14 protein-coding genes are annotated in these 23,129 nt (G+C 34.3%); 2 read left to right on the top strand and 12 right to left on the bottom strand.

All coding sequences use genetic code 11. From position 1 onward, the window contains the following. Nucleotides 1–42: 42 nt before the first annotated feature. Both EL260_RS25435 and EL260_RS02735 read left to right on the top strand, forming a co-directional pair. Complete coding sequence (locus tag EL260_RS25435) at nt 43–615, top strand: helix-turn-helix domain-containing protein (protein WP_164464416.1); 573 nt, start codon at nt 43–45, stop codon at nt 613–615. A gap of 53 nt (nt 616–668) precedes the next feature. After that, nucleotides 669–1,076, top strand: a complete 408-nt coding sequence (locus EL260_RS02735; protein WP_123858757.1) for a type II 3-dehydroquinate dehydratase — start codon at nt 669–671, stop codon at nt 1,074–1,076. A gap of 205 nt (nt 1,077–1,281) precedes the next feature. Here the strand turns inward: EL260_RS02735 and EL260_RS02730 are convergent, their stop codons facing one another. The 12 genes from EL260_RS02730 to nusA all read right to left on the bottom strand — a co-directional run bounded on the left by EL260_RS02730 (nt 1,282) and on the right by nusA (nt 23,118). Then, nucleotides 1,282–2,598: a hypothetical protein gene (locus EL260_RS02730; RefSeq protein WP_123858756.1), complete on the bottom strand. Its 1,317-nt coding sequence runs from the start codon at nt 2,596–2,598 to the stop codon at nt 1,282–1,284. A 1,295-nt stretch (nt 2,599–3,893) separates the two neighbouring features. After that, nucleotides 3,894–5,510: a phosphoenolpyruvate carboxykinase (ATP) gene (pckA, locus tag EL260_RS02725; RefSeq protein WP_123858755.1), complete on the bottom strand. Its 1,617-nt coding sequence runs from the start codon at nt 5,508–5,510 to the stop codon at nt 3,894–3,896. Nucleotides 5,511–5,637: 127 nt separating this feature from the next. After that, complete coding sequence (locus tag EL260_RS02720) at nt 5,638–6,543, bottom strand: GYDIA family GHMP kinase (protein WP_123858754.1); 906 nt, start codon at nt 6,541–6,543, stop codon at nt 5,638–5,640. An 11-nt stretch (nt 6,544–6,554) separates the two neighbouring features. Beyond that, the gene (gene fabD, locus EL260_RS02715; protein WP_123858753.1) at nt 6,555–7,430 is read right to left on the bottom strand and encodes an ACP S-malonyltransferase; all 876 of its coding nucleotides are present in this window, start codon (nt 7,428–7,430) and stop codon (nt 6,555–6,557) included. Between the two features lie 70 nt (nt 7,431–7,500). Next, on the bottom strand, nt 7,501–9,444 hold the full coding sequence (locus EL260_RS02710; RefSeq protein WP_123858752.1) for a LysM peptidoglycan-binding domain-containing protein: 1,944 nt from the start codon (nt 9,442–9,444) through the stop codon (nt 7,501–7,503). Between the two features lie 38 nt (nt 9,445–9,482). Then, entirely contained in the window at nt 9,483–11,069 is a 1,587-nt protein-coding gene (gene bshC, locus EL260_RS02705) for a bacillithiol biosynthesis cysteine-adding enzyme BshC (protein ID WP_123858751.1), read from the bottom strand. A gap of 12 nt (nt 11,070–11,081) precedes the next feature. Then, nucleotides 11,082–13,019 carry a putative porin gene (locus EL260_RS02700; protein ID WP_123858750.1) on the bottom strand — a complete coding sequence of 646 codons (1,938 nt, stop codon included), beginning with the start codon at nt 13,017–13,019 and terminating at the stop codon, nt 11,082–11,084. 111 nt (nt 13,020–13,130) lie between these two features. After that, nucleotides 13,131–13,814 (bottom strand): hypothetical protein, encoded by a 684-nt coding sequence (locus tag EL260_RS02695; protein WP_123858749.1) that lies wholly within the window; start codon nt 13,812–13,814, stop codon nt 13,131–13,133. A 114-nt stretch (nt 13,815–13,928) separates the two neighbouring features. Continuing rightward, on the bottom strand, nt 13,929–15,365 hold the full coding sequence (locus EL260_RS02690; protein ID WP_228445285.1) for a RagB/SusD family nutrient uptake outer membrane protein: 1,437 nt from the start codon (nt 15,363–15,365) through the stop codon (nt 13,929–13,931). 39 nt (nt 15,366–15,404) lie between these two features. Then, on the bottom strand, nt 15,405–18,257 hold the full coding sequence (locus EL260_RS02685) for a SusC/RagA family TonB-linked outer membrane protein (protein ID WP_123858747.1): 2,853 nt from the start codon (nt 18,255–18,257) through the stop codon (nt 15,405–15,407). Between the two features lie 595 nt (nt 18,258–18,852). After that, a complete protein-coding gene (gene infB, locus EL260_RS02680) occupies nt 18,853–21,804 on the bottom strand; it encodes a translation initiation factor IF-2 (RefSeq protein ID WP_123858746.1) in 2,952 nt (983 codons plus the stop codon). Nucleotides 21,805–21,882: 78 nt separating this feature from the next. After that, a complete protein-coding gene (nusA, locus tag EL260_RS02675) occupies nt 21,883–23,118 on the bottom strand; it encodes a transcription termination factor NusA (protein ID WP_089734773.1) in 1,236 nt (411 codons plus the stop codon). Nucleotides 23,119–23,129: the final 11 nt, after the last annotated feature.

Genomic DNA, 23,129 nt, shown 5'->3' with positions numbered 1-23,129 from the left:
TATACCATTTATGTAATACTTACCATTGTTACAGTCAGTATAATGGCTAACAATTTCAATTTTGATCTCCCCAAACATACCCAAGAAGAGGTTAAGTTTAATGACACCCTTCTATTTATTTCCAATATATCAATTGTGTTTTTACTGATCCACTATAAAGATAAAATTAAAAGACTGGAAACATCAGATCAGGTTATTTCACCTTCTTCTACCCTGATTAAAGATGAAAATGAAAGTATAATCAAGACTATACCAGACTCTATAGATATAGAAGCTTTTGAAAAATTATTTGAAAAAATAGAAACAACAATGAATCAGGACATGCTTTTTAAAGATCCAAAGTTTAATCTTTCAATGATGAGTGTTGTTTTGGATGTCAACAGCTCTTATATTTCCAAGGCTATTCGTTATAAAGAATATCCCAACTTCAATACCTATCTTAATAGGTATAGAATTAATTATGTGAAAAAGTTATTCACTGAAACTGATTTCAAAAAAATCACTTTAATGTTTATCTACACTGAAGCCGGGTTTTCGAATCAATCAACCTTTAACAGAGCTTTTAAGCAAATTGAGGGGATTACACCCTCTGAATATATTCAGCAAAACCTGTAATTTGTAACAGATAATAGTCTGTAAAAATATTTATCTTTGGATAAATTCTTTTTATGAAAATTTTAATTATTAATGGTCCTAACCTTAATCTTTTAGGCACCAGAGAACCTGAAGTTTATGGGAGTATTTCTATGGAAGCTTATTTAGAAAATCTAAAAATTGAGTTTCGTTCTCATGAATTAAAATATTATCAATCCAATATTGAAGGCGAGCTTATCAACAGGCTTCAGGAAGATGATTTTGATGCCATTGTGATTAATCCAGGAGCATTTACCCATTATTCTTATGCAATAGCAGATTGTTTAAAGAATATCCAAAAACCAAAGGTAGAAGTTCACATCAGTAACATCTACAAAAGAGAAGAATTTAGACAGAAATCTGTTACAGCAGCCAATACAGATGCGGTTTTATCAGGTTTCGGAATGGATGGATATAGATTGGCCTTATTGAGCCTTAAGTAAATTTTGACCAATTACCGAAATGAATTAGTCAACAATTACATAGACATATTAAAAACCAAAAGAGTCCATCTCACTATCCGTGAAAATGGACTCTTTTATTTTTTTCTTAGCCTCTGTCTAAGAATGATAAGGTTAAAATTTGTATTAGATCTATGTTCATTGTAATTTTCCAGAATTCTATAATTTAACTGTATATTTTCAAAATCTACCTTACATATTCGATCGCTATACTAAATATATTACAAAACATTCTGGCATTAGGACTTTCTGTACAACCTGTTCCTTCATTATAAAATTTATCTGTGGATTCATAATTATAAAATAAATTCACATCGGTATACACTAATAGATTACCATCTATGGTCCCAGCAACTCCACCGGCGCTGTCTTTCATAAATAATTTGGCAGTAGAAGGAAATTGCGTGATTCTTCCCATATAACGGTTAGTCTGTATCCTTGTATTTTCGGTAAGATTCCCAAATACACCACTATTTGGTCCTTGAGAGGTTGTGGTAAAAAAAGATCCTGGTCTTTGAGAATTAATATATTGTACACTGTAACCTATATTAAGTTTATTGATTGGAGTAAGATTTTGATGTTCCGCATCAATAATAAAAAACTTTTTCTTTTCTTGAATCTTCTGTTTCAAAATAGTGATAGCCTGATCCGAGAAATAACTAGTATATACATAACCAATCCAAATAATATCTGAGTTATCGATTGCCTGCGATAATTCAGCAGAGGTTGCAGTCTGGATATTAACAGTATTGAAAATAAAATTTGACATTACCACACTTCCATTGGGCCCAAAGTTACTAGGATTGGTCAACTTAGACCTCGCAACTGACGAATATCTCCCATAAGAATCTGTCGATAAAGTACCATTCCAAGCATCAGGAACTATGGAAAGTACTTTTATTGTCCTTCCAGAAGGCTGATTCGTCACCGTGATATTAAACGTACAACTGTCATTTCCTGAAGGATTAATAATAGAATAGGTATAGGTTCCTGTTTGTAAAGGAGTTCCTTCAGCGGAAAGAATAACATATTGTTCTCCTGTATTCTCAAAATTTCCATCTCCACTAAAACTCAACCCATTGATTGTTGCCGTATTAATTTTATAATTTCCAGGCTTGTTTACGGTTACTTTAATCCTTACAGAACCTGCTGCCGCAGCACCTGCATAAAAGCTTCCGCTGACAACAGGCTCACAATTGATCGTATAAATTGATGAGCCTCCCTGGCACATATTAATCCATTCCAAACTATTCCAAAATTCCAGACAGTGAACGGTTGTATTGTAAATCACCATCCCTTCAGCCTCTACATTTGGAGATTCCGGAGAAAGCAAATCATCTCTTTCCAGAGTTGTCATGCGTGGCGGAAGAAAACCTTTATTTTTAGAAAATACTTCTAGCGCTGATTTAGGGTTTGGTGTAGCAGTATTTATCCCTACCTGGCCATAGATCAATAAGAATGGGGCTATAAAAGCCACCATTTGTAATAATTTGTGTTTCATCATTTTTTTATATTTAATTTGTATTCTTTTGTATCTAAAACAGATAGCTATCCTGACTGGCTTTACGCTATAGCAGGATCTCCATTATTTTAAAATCACACTGTATTCATTTCAAAAGTGGTTATTTTTTTAAACAGTATGTATTAATCACCATTTGTGTTTTTAATATATATAGCAATTGTGTTTATTTTATTAGATTATGGCATAACAAGTTCTTAATACTCTATCCTCAAAATAGATAGGAATATTTTTTACTATAATTTATTCAAGATTAAGAGATTTTCAATTCAAGCTTGAAAAGTAAACGATCTGAATAAATAGAGGTATTTTCCTTTATGATGTAAAAATGATTATAACGAGAAGAAACGAAAAGCCCTTTTCGCCGTTGTCGTACTAATACCAACCTACCCGTGTATCAGAAGCAACGTACTCTATAAAATTAGTAACACTCAAAATATTTTTTTCATTACCTTATATTTACTAAGAACCATTAATTGATAAAATGATCATACACTCAAAGACATCACTCTCAAAATTAAAAAGCCATTAATCATACATTAACGCAGCGTCATTTATAAAAATAAATTTCTCCTTCATAATCATTGACTATTTACTTAAAGCTTATTTTCATATTCATTAATACTTTATCCTTTATTCCAACCTGCTAAAATTATTCGTTAATCTTCTATTGTAAAAGCAGCAAATATTACAATAACTCTACAAAATAGAATTATTATTTGTAACTAAAATAGACAAAAAGAAATTTAATTTTTTTAAAAAATATAAGGAATTAGTGATAGAGTATTTTCATTATTTTCAACTTTTCAAAGCCCTGTTGCAAAGTTATTCTTTACGGTCCTACAAAAAATTAAATCATAAATGAAAATCTAGAAAATGACTTATAACAAGTACATAAAAAGCTATAAAACAGCAAATTAAAAAAATTAATTATGAGAAACTGATTATCCAATATATAATAATTTAATCGCTTCATTAAGTGTAAAAAGGAACAAATAAAAAAACTGAAATTAAAATTGATGGATAGACATCTGGCAATTATGATATCCATATTAGCTATTTATATCACTATTTTCATATTCTTTATCTCAGACAAAATAATGTCATAATATCTAGCGGGTTATCGGTTTATTTTTTTCTTCTAGATTTAATAGATTAAGAGTATTTTTCATTCTGAAAAGTCTATTCTTTTTATGTAATATGGCATCAGCTTAATCCGTAAGATATAAAATAAAAAAAGCCTCATCGTGGATGAGGCTTTCTATTTGTACTCTATCTTATTAGATAGTTTGTTCTTGTAATTGTGGTCCAGAAGGAATTAATCTCTTACCTTCTTCAGTATCACAATACTGTTCGAAGTTTTTGATATATCTTGAAGCAAGATCTTTTGCTTTCTCTTCCCATTCTGAAGCATTTTCATAAGTATCTCTAGGATCTAAAATACCTGTAGATACGTTTGGAAGTTCAGTAGGAATTTCTAAGTTCATGATTGGAACCTGAGTTTTAGGAGCATTATCAATAGATCCGTCAATGATCGCATCAATAATTGCTCTTGTATCTTTTAGAGAAATTCTCTTTCCGGTACCATTCCAACCTGTGTTTACCAAATACGCTTTAGCGCCGTGTTCTTTCATTTTTCCGATCAATGTTTTAGAATACATTGTTGGGTGTAATGTAAGGAACGCTTCACCAAATGCCGGAGAGAAAGATGGCTGAGGCTCAGTAATTCCTCTTTCAGTTCCAGCTAATTTTGAAGTATAACCGCACAGGAAGTGGTATTGAGCTTGATCTTCATTCAGGATAGAAACCGGAGGAAGTACTCCGAATGCATCCGCTGAAAGATAAACGATCTTACTTGCATGACCAGCTTTAGATGGTAATACAATTTTATTAATATGATAGATTGGATAAGAAACTCTTGTATTTTCAGTGATAGATCCATCTGTATAATCTGCTACTCCATTGTGTACTACAACGTTTTCAAGAAGCGCATCTCTTTTTATTGCTCTGAAGATATCCGGTTCTTTCTCTTCTGAAAGGTCAATTACTTTAGCATAACATCCACCTTCATAGTTAAATACTCCATTGTTATCCCATCCGTGCTCATCGTCACCGATAAGGTATCTTTTCGGATCTGCAGATAAAGTAGTTTTTCCTGTTCCGGAAAGACCAAAGAATAGAGCAACATCCCCTTTTTCTCCTACGTTTGCAGAACAGTGCATTGAAGCCATTCCTTTTAATGGAAGGTAATAGTTCATCATAGCAAACATCCCTTTCTTCATTTCACCTCCGTACCAAGTACCTCCGATGATCTGTAGTTTTTCAGTAAGGTTGAACATCACGAAGTTTTCAGAGTTCAATCCCTGAGCTTCCCAGTTAGGGTTAGTTGTTTTAGAACCATTGATTACTGTAAAATCTGGTTCTCCAAAATTTTCAAGCTCGAAGTGAGAAGGACGGATAAACATGTTGGTAACAAAATGCGCCTGCCATGCTACTTCCATAATAAATCTTACCTTAAGTCTTGTATCTGCATTTGTTCCACAGAAAGCATCTACAACATAAATTTTCTTAGCTTCAGAAAGCTGAGTCATCACTAGTTCTTTACAAGACCCGAAAATTTCCTGCGTTGTTGGTAAGTTTACTTTACCATCCCAGAAAATTGTATCTCTTGTAACATCATCCTGAACAATATATCTGTCTTTAGGTGAACGACCTGTGAAAATTCCTGTTTTTACTGATACCGCGCCCGATTCTGTAAGTTCCGCTTTCTCAAACCCCTGATTTTCAGGAGAAACTTCAGCCTGGTATAATTCTTCATACGAAGGGTTACACACTACTTCATAGTTTCCTTTAATCCCTAATTTCTCTAAATCCTGGATGATTTTAGTGTTTTTCATTTTACTTATATTTTCTATTTCTTTATTGACTTCAACAAAAATAATATTAATTATTTGTTAAAGGCGGTTTAAATATACTGATATAAGTCAGAATGGCAAATAAAAAAAAGGAGCTATAAAACACTGATTATAAATCAATTAAATCAGACCATTTAAAAACAGTAGTAAAACCTTTCTCCCAAAAATACTCTTTAAAGCCCCCAAATTTGGCACTCATCACGAAATCTCCGCCCCAAGCACCCAAACTTTTGACAAATACAGGGCAATCTGAGAATATTTTTTCTTTAACTGTAGGAATTTCAATAAAATCGGAAATTTTACGCTCATGAATCATCATTAGTTCAGAAAAGGTTTCCAATTCATTGCATAATAAAACTTTCTTTGTGATATCTGAAAATTCATTAACTAATTCCTGAGACTTCTTTTTTGATTTGTAAAGATTGATTCCTTCACGGCTGTCCTGCTTTTGATTTAAGTGGATAAAAATCAATTCATTTTTAAAGGATGGATTAAAATCTATCTTCTCATACCAGATTTCTGGTTTGCTCTGAAAAAGTACGGCTGATTTTTCTTTTGCAACAGCAATATCATACCCACTGCCGCCTAAACTGATTGTATTTAAATAGAAAGGATCAACTTTAGCCCATTCAGAAAGGTTGTTCATCAATGTTGAACTGCTTCCAAGGCCAAAATCAGCAGGAAACTGAAGATTGGTTTTTAAATGGTAAGTAAAATCGTTTTTGAATTTTGTAGTAGAAAGCTGCTGAACATTCTTTAATGTTTTCAAAATAAATTCAGCGCTAGATGGAATATTGGTTTCAAGAATCTGCCACGTTTTATAATCAATGACAGCTTTTAACCAAGGTTTGTTCTGATGGAGTGCTTCCCAAAGAATCAAAGATCGGTTATCATCTTTTTCATCAAAAAAAAACTCTTGTCCCAGCTTGGTAGGTACCGCTAAGACAAGAGCTCCATCGATTGCGAAATATTCTGAAGTAAGCATAAGCTTGCCCGGTGAAAATATCGCGCTCATATTTTTATTAATTAGATGGCAGAATTAGATTCTACTGATCCGTCAATTTTTTTGATTAGTCCTTGAAGGGTCTTTCCTGGTCCAACTTCTACGAAGTTAGAAGCACCATCTTTAATCATATTCTGTACAGACTGAGTCCATTTTACAGGCCCGGTAAGCTGAGCAATAAGATTTTGCTTAATCTCATCAGGATTTGTTACTGCTGTAGTTGTGATATTCTGATATACAGGAATAGTAGCTTTTCTGAATTTTGTATTTTCGATAGCAGCTGCTAATCTTTCCTGAGCAGGTTGCATCAAGGGTGAATGAAAAGCTCCGTTTACAGGTAGTAATAAAGCTCTTTTAGCTCCTGCTTCCTTCAATTTTACGCAAGCTTCTTCTACTGCAGGAGTTTCTCCAGATATTACCAACTGTCCCGGACAGTTATAGTTTGCCGGAACTACAATTCCACTGATCTGTGCACAGATTTCTTCAACTTTAGCATCTTCAAGACCTAAAATAGCTGCCATTGAACTTGGATTTGCATCACAAGCTTCCTGCATAGCTTTAGCTCTCTCAGAAACCAATTTCAAACCATCATCGAAAGATAGAACACCATTCGCTACCAATGCAGAGAACTCTCCTAAAGAGTGTCCTGCTACCATTTCAGCTCCAAGACCGTTTACGGCTTTTAATGCTGCTACTGAGTGAATAAAAATTGAAGGCTGGGTAACCTCTGTTTTTTTAAGATCCGCATCTGTTCCGTTAAACATAATGGAAAGAATGTCGAAACCTAAAATTTCATTGGCAGATTCCATCAGATCTTTAATATCTTTTCTAGAATCATACAATTCTTTTCCCATTCCTACGAACTGAGAACCCTGCCCTGGAAATACAAGTGCTTTCATGTATTAAATTAAATATTATGCAAATATAACTATAATGTTAACAATATTCTTTTAAACAAAGATAAATCATCTAAGGTACTAACCTGATTACTCTGTAACCGGTGTTTACATAGGCCCCATTTGCCTTAGATTTTACAAACTCAAATTTAGTTGCAAGCTGAGTCTGTACTTTATTCATTTGTTTGAAAATTTCTCCTTTTCTATTTTCTCTTGTCAACATATCATTAACAACATCAAATCCTACGATAGCATATTTTGGTGGAGTCTTACAGTATTTACTTTTATAAGCTGCCAGAATCTCTTTTTCAAAATTACCGTCTGTATTGATTTTTCTGTCCATCAGATATACCAGACTTGCCTGGCTCAAATCATCTACTTTCTTCTCAAAAACCGGAGAGTAGAACATACTGAATGCTTTTACTCCCTGTACTTCTTTAGAAAGGGCAATCACTTTATTAGCAAAAGCTTCTCCCATATCATCATTGGCTAAAATAGCAATAACTGGAGCAGACTGTCCTGTCATCATGTTTTGATCCAACTGGATATCAGCCGGAGAGTTGACAATAACGATGTTAGGATTTTTCACTGCTTTTTCAAGCCCTGTCTTGATGTAGTTTGCATTTTCTTTTTTAGTATCTGCTACTACATATATTTTTTGATCTGAATATACTGCTTTAACTTCTTCTACAATTTTATCTGCATACGTCTGACTATTCGTTTCAACGATAATCAAATTACTATAATTGTATAATTCCGGCGTATTGGCAAAGGGAGCCACAACTGGAATTTTTTGATTTTTAGTAAAATCCAATACATCAATTACGTTGGACTTAAAGAAAGGTCCAATAATAAGATCTGTATTTTCTGGATTGATCTGCGTTAGAGAGTTTTTAAAAGAAGCCTCATTTCCGGAATCTACAATTTTAATATCCAGTTTCTGCCCCCCCTTTGCATTTCTTTCAATAGCAAGTTTTGCTCCTGTCAGGAAATCAAGAGCCATCCCTCTGTATTGTGTTTCGTTAGTACTGTATCCAAAAGGAAGCATCAATACCACGCTTAGGGCATCACCATTTTTCTTAACGTATACCGGATCCTGTTTTTTGATTTTCAAGACCATTCCTGATTTCAACCCTTTTGAAAGATCGGGGTTAAGGGCAATTAATTCATCGATACTTACTCCAAACCTATTTACAATAGAGAATACTGTATCTCCTTGCTGAACGGTATAAGTAACATAGTCATCACCAACCACTACATTATTGGAAACAGGCGTAGATTTCTCGTTGCCTGCATCCATTTTTTCTTTTGAATTGGTTGTTTCAGCTACAGAATTGGTATTTACTTTTTTTATTTTAATGGTATCACCAGGTTTTAATCCTTTTTCTTCTAATCCTGGATTTAAGGTATAAAGATCCTGTTGACTGATCCCAAACTGTTTTGTAATTCTATAATAATTATCTTTAGCCTGAATCACATAGCTTTCTCCTTCTACAGCAGGTGTAGTTGGGGTAGCTACTACTTTTTCAACAGGAGTTTCCACAGTCTTTGCTTCTGTTACAGTTGCTGTAGGCTGATCTCCACCATATTTTTGGATGCTGGTAAGGGGTAATGTAATCTCATCCCCAATCTTCATGTGAGAATCCAATTCAGGATTCAGTCTTCTCAGATCCGTTTCAGAGATTCTATATTGTTTTGTAATGCCATAAATTGTCTGCTTAGGCTGCAAAATAATTTTGCCCACCGCGGTTCCTGCAATTGTACCTGCTTTTTCAGGTGCAACAGTTTTAGGAGCAACCGGAGCTGCTGTTTTTTCTGTCTTTACAGCTAAAACATCTCCAATAGCCAGCTTGCCATCTTTATGTTTAGGGTTTAGTTTCAGCAATTCATCTACAGTCATTCCATACTTCTTTGCAATGTTGTAAGGGTTATCACCTTGTACAACGGTATGCGACTTCTGGGCTGAAACTCCCAAAACTATACATAAACTGGATAGAATAAAAAACCTCTTTATCATATTAGATAATTATAATTTACAAAAATACTTCTTTAAAATTAAATGGCAACAATTATTAATTTGGAATCTTGAACCACCATTTCTTCCAAACAATTTTCAAGCCATGGATAGCCTTCATCTGAAAAGAATACACTAAAGTTGAAAACTCTTTCCTGCCATGTTTTGGAAGGATGTACATCTAAAAACAATCTTTCAAGTCTTTCCAATAATTCATTCTGCTTTATTTTTTCTGCATGAAGAAGACGTTTTTTCATTCTTTTAAATGATTTCAACTGTCTTACCTCTTCTGCTTTCACCATATTTCCAAAGGATTTTTCCGTAGTTTCGGCAGATGCTTTTAATGCAATAAAACTGTTAACCAGTATTTCTTCTTTTGTATTGAGTAATTCTAAAATAGGATTATTATTTAAAATTTTGTGATTGGTAATTACTGTAAAATTCTGGAAGAAATCTTCTATTTTAAGATTCAGTTTTTCAATTTTCCCTAATGTTTTCTCTTTCAGGAAAAGCATAGAATTTCTTGGAATCAGAATTGGGAACGGAATATTTAATTTTGAAAAATAATCTTTCAGTTCCAGCCAATACATAATTTCAGCATTCCCTCCGATATAGGCAAGATTCGGTAATACTTTTTCCTGATAAACCGGACGCATTAAAGCATTCGGGCTGAATTTTTCTGGATAACTTTCAAGCTCAGCAACAATTTCTTCCTCTGTAAACTGAATATCTGTATCTACAACAATGTATTTCTGTCCATTAAAATCTATTCTGTCTCTCGTTTCGGAAAGATAAAAAAGATTAATTTCCCGAGGGTTCACCTGAACCTTACCATATTTTTTAGTCAGGAAATCTACTTTATCCTTTGAACTTTTCTGTAAACTGAAATGAACTAACTCATCTTTAAAGACCTCCTTAATCTGTTCTTTAAGCTCTTTTGAATCTCCATCCAATATCAACAATCCAAATTCAGAAAAAAGACGGTTTACCAAAATCTGGATCGCTTGCGTCAAAGTATTTCCAACCTTATAGGCTTCTTTCAACATTAAGATCAATTCTGTACCAAAAACTGAATCTTTGAATTCTTTTTCAAATTCAGAGATAAAGTAAGTATCATTAATTTTGATTCTGCCTACAGGACCACCGGATTTCTCATTAATTTCATAATAATTATTCTCCGTTTTAAAGTGGTTGATCTCAGCAAAATCATGATCTTCAGAAGCCATCCAATATACTGGAACAAAATTAAAATCTGGAAAATGTTCTTTAAGATAAGCACAGGTTTTAATAGTCTGTAAAATTTTATAGACAAAGAAAACCGGTCCTGAAAACAGATTCAATTGATGTCCCGTTGTAATGGTAAAAGTGTTTGGCAATCTTAGATGTTCAAGATGTTCTCTCTGCTTTGAAGAAAGGGTAAGATCTGACAACTGCTTTTCAAATACATCATATAATATATTCCTCTGTTCTGAAGAAAAAGAATCTTTTTTCAAGTGAATCTGCTCGCTGAAATGCTCTACAGAAAATGTTTTATTTTCAAAACCTTCAATATCATGATTCAAAAAATCTTTTACCAATTGAGGTATGCTTTCTATATCATTAAATGATATTTTATTAATTGTTTTCAACCTGTATCGTTTTTAGTTGAACAAATACCACACAATTCCGATATTCAGTCTGAAATCATACACCGGATAGTGTGGAAATGCATAAGCTTTGTTATTAGAAATAAAGGTTCCTACCTGCTGCCCTTCTATGAAAAAGAACATTTTTTTCACCTTCATATTAACATAAAGATCGGCGATAGGCTGCCCTCCAATAGAAAATGAATTAGTACCGGGAAGAACATATTCATTAAGAACAGGGAAGTATTCTCTAGAATTAAATTTAGAGAAGTAATATACTTTAAGCCCTGCCTGAATTTCTGCAGCCTTTTTAAACGCCTGCGTTTGATAGAAGAAATTTGCTCTTCCCACAAAACTTGGCATTGGCAGCAGATTTTTATTCGTTAATGCATTTTGGAAATGCAGTCTTGTATTCAAATGGAATTTTCCATAGCTGAATGTAGCGTCACCTCCAACCTGAGAAATACTCAATGAATTCTCACTTTGTTTAGGAGCTGCGTTGCTATCAAAATAAGTATAGTTGTCAATTCTGAAATAGTTTGCAAAAAGTTCTGTCTTAAACCATTTCAGATTAATACTCCCTCCAAGCTCCATTACAGATTGGTTCTTGGCATTTTCAAGATAATAATTAAAATTATTATAAACAGAAGTATTCAATAAGTAATTGAATGATGGATAAGCACTCTGAAAGTTCACTTTTGCATTCACAAAATAATCTTTTATTGGCTCAAACTTTAGATTGTTTGTCGTTCTTAAATAGCTTTTAAACTGACTTCCATTTGAAAACTCAAGGAATGAATTCAACTGAACTTTATCCCAAAGTTTTACCTGCAGATTTCCAACGGCTCCGATTCTGTTCTCTTTAAGTTCATTAGGAAAAGGTACCCCATCAAGAGCAACAATATCATTTATTCCAAACTTAATCATCTGGTAACGTACTCCGGCATCTAGCTTAAATTTTTCATTATTAAAAACTAAGCTCAATGTATTACTTAGATTGCTGGAATATTTTTTTGTTGTCAAAGGAAATCCATTAACTAAATCTGCAGCAACCTTATACCAATACCCTTCTAATGCTCCCTGATTATAATAATATTTATTCCCCTGATGAGAGATGGTATGTCTGATGCTAAAAGGGAATTTCTCTGCATTGAATGGAGTAAACTGATGGCTGAGATAATATCTTCTATAAGCAAATTGCGAACTCGTTGACGCCAGATTAACCTGAGCATTCTGTCTGTTTTTATAATTGCTGTCTCCACTTTGGAACAGGTTATCTTCAGTAATCCCTCCACTTTCCTGGTTGTTAACATTCTGATGAAGATAGTGTGCGAAGAGTTCATAGTTTCCGCTTTTCGAAACATAATGTCCGGAAAAAATGGTATTGTTATTTGCAGCAAGGGAGTTTCTGTAAAGCCCCTGTGAACGAAGTCCCATATACTCAATGGAAAAGTTGAATCTTTTTCCAATATTTTGAGTATAAGTAGAGTTCAGCGCAGCTCCATTCCTCATTGCATTATGATAGATAAATGTTGCAGTAGGTGTTTTCACATCGTAATACTTCACATCATTTGCACCCAAAATCATATACGATTTATTGGAAGGCAATAAGGATAAATTCTGCTCTGCATTCACTTCAAATACCAATGGATTAAATCCTGACCCGATATTAGCAGGCTGTATTCTTCCAAAGTTATCGTTATTATTATATTGTGAGAAAATATAAGTTTTATTGGAAGTCATTACCGTATCAAAAACTTTTTTTTCTGAAAACTGAGTCTGATATTGATAATCGTTGATCGTTGGTTTAAAAATTTTTAAGGAATCTTTCTTCCCGGAGTCTATCACCAGAGTATCTTCTGGCTGTTTAGGCTTTTTGGCATCTTCTGTTTTAACAACTTGTGCACTGGCAGCGAAGCCGAAGAAAGTGATTATGAAAAGGATATACTTCATTATTCATTATTGTACAGCAAAAATAAGAAATAATAGTAAATAAAAGAGCCTGCCACATTTCTGCAGCAGGCTTTTACTTTATAGATTCATCCTCTAGGATCTTTAGCAGCGTTATTTATTAATAAAATCAAACAATTTCACTAAATCTTCTTCTTTATTAAAGTTGATCTTATTGGATTTAGCAAAATCCTGAACCTTGTTTTTATCTAAAGAAAGCTGCTCTGCTAATTCATTTACATTTTTAGGAAGTTTATAGAATATACTACCATTTGATACTAAGTAAATATCTTTTTCTTTTGCATAATAATCATTAGCATCTTTACCAAAAGCGTTTGGGCTCTTCTCACCAGGAATAAGTTCTACTTTTTCGCGCTTAAACAACCCATACTTTCCATCTTTTTTACTTAAAAGTACAAGATATCCAAACTTATCATTACCCATATAGGTATAGCGTTTAACAATATAAGTTTTTTTCAATGATGGGAAAGTAATCGTTAAGCCTTCTGTTTTATCAGCATAATAAGTATCTTTCTTATCCAGGTATTCCATTTCATCAGCATATGCATTATAACGAAGGTCTTGTACATTTTTAGAATATCCATCAATAACAACCTTTTCAAAGTTTTTACTATTAGTGTATGGATTTCCATCTATTTTATATTCACCACCTTTCACTCTTTTTCCGCCCAGTGTAAAGATTTTATCACTGGACATAAAAACGTTGTCATTGCCTGTTTGTGCATAGACGCTTAATGTTGCTGACAACAAAAATAGAGATAAACAAAATTTTTTCATATTATATGATATTGATATTTGTAAAGATAATATTTTTCCGAATCAGTTTTTATAAAAAAAACCGCTAATTAGCGGTTTTTTTTATAAAATACTTATTTAATTTCTCAAAAAGCATTATTTAAAATTATCATAACCTTGGTTTGGCTGAACAGCTCCAACATTAGTTTCTGCCAACGGAATAGGGAAGGCATTTAAGAATGGATCTGCACTAGCACCTGTAGGTCTAGGTACAGCATCACCCCATCTTCTAAGATCCCATTGTCTTAATCCTTCACCAAGAAGCTCTCTTGTTCTTTCTTTCTTCAGTTCTGCCATATCTATAGAGCTTACTGCAGCCAATTGTTGGGCAACCGTTTGAATAACATTACCATTAGTATCTTTAATATCTGTCCATCTGTTTCCAACCAATTGTTTATAGTATGCAAGAGCTTTTGCTGGGTTACCTCCGTTTAATTCAGCTTCAATACCATCAAGAAGAATTTCTTCAAAACGTAACATTTTAATATTATCAGCTCCAGCTGAGTTCATATACTTACCTCTAGTTGCACCAGTTCCAGTCAAAAATGACAAGTAATAAGTAGTCCCAGATTTTGTTATAAGATCTCTTCTGACATCATTAGCTTTATATAGAGCATAAGTACTGGCATTCACAACAACATTTGCATATCCATTGTTACTCAATTTATGTCTGTAAGAAGCTGTTCCAAGTGCCCCTGTATTTCCTACTGCCAATTCAAAAATTGAATTAGGAGCAGAACCATTCATTGAAAACGTATACGAACCTTGAAGATTAGCAGTACCCACGACTGAATAAGCACCACCATCAATAATATCACTTGCCAGTTCTCTAACTTTAGCATAATTCCCTTTGTAAAGATAGAATCTAGCCATTAACCCCTTTAAACCATCTATTGATAATTCAGTTCTATTACTAGTACCAGAATCCCAACCACCATGCTCTTCCATAAGCTCTAAAGCTTTAGTAAAGTCAGCTTCAATCTGGGCTTCTGTTTCAGCGATAGTACTTCTTGCCTGCAACGCCTTTGGATCATATTTTAAAGGTAAAACGATTCCTAAGCTTGTTGGAGCTCCTGTATATTTTTGACCATATACACGTAACAAATCAAAAAAGTTTAGAGCTCTTATTGCATAAGCCTGTCCTTGTAAGAAACCAGCATAATCCTTATCATCAGGTTTAAATGAACTAATATCTGTATTAATAACAACATTAGCATTTGCTACAGTCCGATAAATAAAGGTCCAAGTATCTTTTGCATATCCATCAGCTGCAACTTGAGTATAAGCCAAAACATTTTGATAGTAGCCACTTGCACCATTACTCACCATTTCATCAGATCTTATTTCGCCATAAGCCATAAAATCACATCCATAATAGTATTGGCTTCTCATCCCTGAATAAGTTCCTCTAACAAACGATTCTACTTCCTGAACAGTTTTCAAAGGCCCCTGCTCTACTTCCTGAAAGAATTCTCTCTCTACAAAATCATCACTACAAGAGACATTAACTGCCAAAAGTCCTATAGATAACAATGCTACTTTTATAATTCTATTTTTCATTTCTTCTAATTTTTAAAAACTTAAATTAACACCAAATAAGAATGATTTCAATACTGGTAAGTTTAGATCTGTAAATCCAGAAATATTGGTTTCAGGGTCAAACTTAAGATTTTTATCAAATCTATAAGTCCAAGCATTATTAGCCATTACATATACTTGTACTGAACCAAGACCTGATCCCTTAAGGAAATCACTATCGAATGTGTATCCTAATCTTGCATTACTTAAGCGAATGTAATCGGATTTATATAAGAATCTTGTTGACGCTTGGTTTGATCTCTTGTTACCACCAATAATTGGTTTTGGATTAGATGCTCCCGTATTTGTAGGAGTCCAATAATCTCCCATTACATCACCATATCCTGGGTAATTAACAGAATACTGTCCATCAGAGTAAAGGTAGTTAGCCCAGTTATCATAAATTTTACCCCCAAAGCCATAAGTAAACTGTAAATCTAGAGAGAATCCTTTATAAGAAAGGGAAGTATTAGCTCCACCAAATACATTACTTAAGAAAGACCCTTGTACAGCTTGTTGAGCTTTATTATAATCATTAGTCGTTGCACCATCAACTCCATTAATATACCAAAGTGGATCACCATTATTTGGATCTACTCCTGCCCACTTTCTTAAATAGAATGTTCTTACTCCCTCACCAACTCTAACAGTTGTAGTAGCAGCATTAACAGGTTGTCCATATAATTCTGTAATCTCATTGTTCAATGTGGATAAATTAGCCCCAACAGACCAATTAAATTGGTTTCTATCTCCTCTAAAGATATCTCCATTTACAGAAAATTCAAAACCTTTGTTAACCAACGTTCCAATATTATCAACAAGATAGTTGTTTCTATTTGGGTTATTGGTTTCATCAGGATCCATACCCCCCTGAGCTCCAGATAATGGAATATTATAGATTAGATCTTTTGTTTTCTTGTTATAATATTCTGCACTAATTGTTAATCTGTTTTTGAAGAATCCAAAATCAAATCCAACATTGAAAGGGTTTACTGTTTCCCAAGATAAGTTAGGATTGAAAACTCTATTTATAGATGCTGCAGCAAAATCATTATAGTTAGTTGTATAAGAATATGTAGCATAAGGATTAGCTAAAACCTGATTTCCTAGCTTACCATAAGATGCTCTAAATTTCAACATTGAGATTGCATCAATATTTTTAATAACATCAAATCGTGCTACATCTAAACCTACCCCAACAGACCAAAAGTTACCAGCTTTCTTTCCTGGAAGAAACTGCGAAAGGATATCACGTCTGTATGACGCATCTAACATCACTAACTTATCATAGTCATAGTGACCTGTAACAGCGTATCCGTAACGAGATGAAATTTCGTTCTCTCCTTGATATCCAAAAGGAACAATAAAATTAGTTAGAGTCTGTAATGTTGGAGTACCAACAGTAATTCCAGTTGCAGTTAAATATTTATTATCTTTTTTATAGGCTTCCTGGATTAATGAAGCTCCAAAATTATGACGATCAAGTCTATAATTAAAATCTAAGATATTTTGTACGTTGAAATTAAAAAATCGGTTAACACCCGTTTTTTGGTATCCTCCATAATTGGCACCGTCACCGTGTATCGGATTCCAATATGTATCTTCTTCTAAATTAATATATTCAGGAGAGAATACGAATCTGTATGTAAGATTTTTTAAGATTTTATATTCAACATTTAAATTTGCAAAAGCTCTGAATGTGCCTCCACGCACATAATTCAAATCTTGTAAAGCTGCAGAGTTGAAATTTCCATTACTTAATCTTCCTCCATCTCCAAAATTCCAAGTTCCATCAGAATTTCTTATAGGGTCAGTTGGTCTGTTAAAATATTGTGTAAGAATAGGGTTTGAAAACGCACCTCCATTACTTAGTGTACTAATTTTACCATATGAGAACTGGAAATCTGTACTTACTTTAAGTTTATCTGTTGCCTGATATGATAATTTATTTGTAAAAGCAATTCTATTAAAATAAGACCCTCTAACAACACTTTCTTGGTTAAAGTAATTAAAGGATGAGTAATATGTAAATTTATCATTTCCTCCTGACATACTAATATCAAGATTTTGCTGATATCCCTTTTTCTGGGTTGCATTCTGCCAATCTGTAGTTTGATCGCCTGCGCTAAAAACGCCTGCAGCATTAGCACCTACAGCACCAGCAGCAATCTGAGCAGCTGTATATGTCTTATTATCACGGTTTGAATATGCCTGAAGTAAATAAGTTCTCCAATCTGCAGTATTAAAAGAGTCGTGTGGTTTTATTGCTCTGTCATTAAAACCGCTATTGAATGCAACATTGAATTTTGGTTTACCTTTTTTACCACTTTTTGTTGTAATAACAATTACCCCAGCACCAGCATCAGCACCATAAACAGCAGTAGAAACTGCGTCTTTAAGAACTGTTACATTTTCAATATCATCAGGATTCAGACCTGCTAAAGCATTTGAAGTAGTAGTCTGTTTTGATACATCTCCTGAAGAAATCCTTACCCCATCAACAATATAAATAGGTGAAGATACTCCATTAATTGAAGAAATACCACGAACACGAACATTCGTCATACCTCCAGGTTGTCCAGAGGCAGAACCTGTCTGTACCCCAGCAACTCTACCCTGCAACATTTTGTCGACAGAAGCAACAGGAATATCTTCAATTGATTTAGCAGACATGGTACTAACAGACCCTGTCATTTCCTGAATTGTTTTTTTCTGGCCGAACCCAACCATTACAACTTCCTCAATCTGAGTTGCATTAGCCGTATCTTTTTTTGTTGTCTGTGCAAAAGCTGCTTGCCCCAAGAAGAACAATGCTCCAGCACTTAATACACGTAGTTTAACATTCATATTAACAAATTTTAATATATTTTAGAGGCAAATATGTTAATAAATATTAACACTAGCAAATTTTATATGCACAGATAGATCAATTTCATTCACAATACACCAGGAACACCCCCCACAAAACAGAAAGATTCGCAATATTTTCCCACATTTATTTATGAAAATAAAAAATAACCGTTTTAAAATGGGATTTAACAATTAATAATTCGACGTGAAAAAATTTATTTATAATCAATCTAAATTACAAAAGTGCTAATTTTCAGTTAAATAGGCGTTTAAAAGTAAAAAAAATCAATCAGTTTTGACAGGATATAAAGTTTTATACATTTATTTACAGTCCCATCGCTTACCCATATTCTACTAAAAAGATCTAGCAGACAACCTATTGCGTATCCAATACTTCGGTCATTAATAAAAAAAATAATTTTAACATTCAATACATTAGTTTTCAATTCAAACCTATACTAAAATAAATATTTGAAAAAATTACAATGAAAGGAAATCGATAGGTTTAGAAAAAAGAGATTTAAACAAAGTGAATGCAAACAAAAATAAGCCGTCTCATTGAGACGGCTTATTTTATATTCGTATCTGAATATTATTTCAGCTTTTTCTTAACAGCTACTTCTTCGTAAACTTCAAGAATATCTCCGATTTCAATATCGTTATAACCTTTTAAGTTCAGACCACATTCATAACCTTTTGTTACTTCTTTCACATCGTCTTTGAAACGCTTCAAGCTTTCAAGCTCTCCGTCAAATTTCACAATACCGTCTCTTAACAAACGTACTTTCGACTGTCTTGTAACTTTTCCGGTAAGAACCATACATCCTGCAATTGAACCAACCTTAGAAATCTTGAATACCTCACGGATCTCAACATTACCAATTACCTGCTCTTGAATTTCAGGAGAAAGCATTCCCTCCATCGCTTCTTTTACTTCGTCGATTGCTTTATAGATTACAGAATATGTTCTGATCTCAATTTCCTCACGGTCTGCAAGTTCTTTTGCATTAGCACCAGCTCTTACATTAAATCCAATGATAATAGCATCTGATGCTGCTGCTAGGTTGATATCTGATTCTGTAATCTGTCCTACACCTGAGTGAAGAATTTTTACACTGATTTCCTCTGTTGACAATCTTTGTAATTGATCAGAAAGTGCTTCCACAGAACCATCCACGTCACCTTTAAGGATAATATTCAATTCTTTGAATTCTCCTAAAGCAATACGTCTACCCAATTCTTCAAGCGTTGTATGCTTTTTCGTTCTGATAGAAAGTTCTCTCTGAAGCTGCTCTCTCTTGTTAGCGATAGCTTTACCTTCACTTTCGTCAGCATATACTCGGAATTTATCACCAGCTGTTGGTGCTCCATCTAAACCTAGGATTGTTGCAGGGATTGAAGGACCTGCTTCCGCAAGGTTTTTCCCTCTTTCATCAAGTAAGGCTTTTACTTTACCATGATTTTTACCCGCTACTACATAATCTCCTACTCTTAAGGTTCCAGTCTGTACCAACATTGTAGCAACATACCCTCTACCTTTATCAAGAGATGCTTCAATAACAACACCATTTGCAGAACGATCAGGATTTGCTTTTAATTCAAGCATTTCAGCCTGTAATAAAACTTTCTCCAATAATACATCTACATTATTACCAAACTTTGCAGAGATTTCCTGAGCCTGAACATTTCCTCCCCATTCTTCCACTAAAACCGGAGGGTTTAAACCTGAAAGTTGTTGACGAATGTTATCAGGATTTGCATTTGGTTTATCAACTTTGTTAATTGCAATAATCATTGGTACCTGTGCAGCCTGAGCGTGAGCAATAGCTTCTTTCGTTTGTGGCATTACATCATCATCAGCAGCAATTACAATAATTGCAATATCCGTGATCTGAGCACCTCTCGCTCTCATCGCTGTAAACGCTTCGTGACCTGGTGTATCTAAGAAGGTAATTCTCTGACCGTTTTCCAGTTTCACATTATAAGCACCAATGTGCTGAGTAATACCTCCAGATTCACCTGCAATTACGTTAGTTTTTCTCACATAATCCAGTAATGAAGTTTTACCGTGGTCAACGTGTCCCATTACCGTAACTACTGGTGCTCTTGACACCAAGCTTTCTTCAGTATCAATTTCATCTTCTGATTCTGTATCTTCAAGATCTGCATCAGAGAATTCAATCTTATAACCGAATTCATCAGCTACCAACAATAAGGTATCAGCTTCCAGTCTTTGGTTCATGGTAACCATTACCCCAAGTGAGAAACATGCAGAGATTACTTCAGTTGGAGAAACGTTCATTAAGCTCGCTAATTCTCCTACCGTAATAAATTCTGTTACTTTCAGCGTTCTGTCTTGTGCTTCAAGCTCCTGCTGACGCTCATCCTGTTCTCTACGATAAGTTCTCTTATCTTTTCTGTGTTTTGCAGATTTAGATTTACCTCCTTTATTGGTAAGTTTTTCTAAGGTTTCCTTGATCTGGTTTTTAACTTGTTCGTCAGTTAATTCGACTGGCATAACTCTTTGACCAGGTCTGTTGTTTTGACCTCCTTTCTTAAATCCACCACCTTGGCCACCTGGACGGTTTCCACCTTGGTTATTTCCGAAACGGTTTCCGCCTTGACCTTGTGGACGATTTCCTTGTCCACCTTGTCCTTGACGGTTTCCACCTTGTCCACCACCATTATTATTGTGCGGACGGTTTCCACCCTGGCCACCTTGGCCTTGGTTATTATTTCCAGAGTTTTGATTGTTTCCACCTTGGCCTTGGTTATTTGGACCTCCACCTGGCTTTTCAATTCTCTTTCTTTTCTTTTTGGCACCAGCTCCTGGTTTTGGTGCAAACTGAGTTAAATCAATTTTTTCACCTACGATCTTAGGACCGTCCAGTTTCTGATAAACAGTTTCAATTTTTTGAGGTTCCTGAGACTCAGGTTCAGCTTCCACTTTTGGAGCTTCTATTTTTTTCTCTTCTACCACTGGTTTTGGAGTTTCTTTTACAGGTTCAACCGGTTTTGCTTCTTCTTTTTTCTCCTCCATTTTTGGTTTGTCTTTTTTTACAGGTCTATTTCTAGATTCTATCTGAGACAAATCAATTTTATCCAAAACTTTAAATTCCTGCTTTTCAGGAGCTGCTTTTACTTCCGGTTCTTCTTTCACTATTTCTTCTTTCTTTTCTTCCACCGGTGTCGCTACAGGAGCTGCAGGGGTTTCTTCAACTTCAGGTTTAGCAGGTTCTAGATCTATCTTACCTAAAATTTTAGTTTCTGGTTTGTTTGCTTTAGCTCTTATCACTTCAGGGGTTTTCTTTTCTTCAATTTCCAGTTTTTCTTCCGGAACTTTAGTGATCACCACCTCATGGGAAGCTTTTCTTTGTTCGCCATCTTTAGCAAACTCAGCTTCCAATGCAGAATATGCCGATTCTTCCAATTGAGCGTTAGGATTGCCTTCAACCTCGAAACCCTTTGATTGTAAAAATTCTACTAATCTGGACATCGAAATATTGAATTCCTTAACCGCTTTATTTAATCTAATTTTTGGCATCTATATTATTTACTGTTTTTTAATTTTTAAAATTAAAGTATTTCCTTTTTACTGTTTTATTAAGATCTATTTTAAATCTTAATCTTCAAATTCTTCTCTCAGAATACGCTTAACCTCTTCAATTGTTTCTTCTTCAAGGTCAACCATATTTAAAAGACTCTCAGTTTCTTTATCCAATACTGATTTTGCAGTTGTAAGTCCTACTTTCTTAAACTCATCCAAAATCCACTGCTCGATATCGTCATTAAATTCTCTCAATTCAACATCGTCATCCTCACTGGACTCTCTGTAAACATCAATCTCATATCCTGACAACCAAGAAGCCAGTCTAATATTCTGTCCTTGTTTTCCGATTACTTTAGAAATCTCTTCAACAGGAGTGTAAACTAATGCATAGTTCGCATCTTCGTTGATATCAATTTTGTTAACAGTTACATTTCCTAAAGCTCTCTTCACCAAAATCTCAGGGTTTTTAGACCACTGAATAACGTCGATGTTTTCATTTCTCAATTCTCTTACTACTCCATGAATTCTGGATCCTTTAACACCCACACAAGCTCCTACCGGATCAATTCTGTCATCATAAGCATCTACTGCAATCTTTGCCTTTTCGCCAGGAATTCTCACTACTTTTTTCAGCATGATTGTTCCATCCTGGATCTCAGGAATTTCCAGCTCTAATAATTTCTCAAGGAATTTAGGTGCAGTTCTGGAAATAATAATCTGCGGTTTTGAACCTTTAAAATCTACTGTCTCAACAATAGCTCTGATATTCTCACCTTTTTTAAAGAAATCGGATGGGATCTGGTTTTCTTTTGGTAAAATGAATTCGTTTCCTTCGTCATCCAACAAGATTACATGTTTGTGACGGATGTGGTGAATTTCACCTACAACGATTTCACCAATTTTATCTCTAAACTGTTCATACAGCATAGCATTGTTATGCTCTTGAAGTTTTGTAGCCAAAATTTGCTTCAGGGTAAGGATATTCCTTCTTCCCAATTGTGCAACAGGAATTTCCATTGTAAAATCCTCACCCACTTCGAAGGTAGGGTCAATCTTCTTTGCTTCAGAAATTTCAATCTCCAAATCATCATCTTCAGACATTTCGTCCTCTACAATTGTTTTATTCAAAAATATCTGAAAATCTCCTTTATCCGGGTTTACAATCACATCAAAGTGGTCATCTGAATCGAATCTTTTTCTCAAAAGTGTCTTCAGTGAATCCTCAATAATCGCCATAAGATCAATCTTACTGATCCCTTTTTCGTCTTTAAAATCACCAAAGGATTCAATCAACGCTATATTATCCATCTATTCTTTTT

Source organism: Chryseobacterium nakagawai, assembly GCF_900637665.1.
Classification (GTDB): domain Bacteria; phylum Bacteroidota; class Bacteroidia; order Flavobacteriales; family Weeksellaceae; genus Chryseobacterium; species Chryseobacterium nakagawai.
Note: the sequence above shows the minus strand (reverse complement) of the source record. Positions and strands in the feature narration are given on the sequence as shown.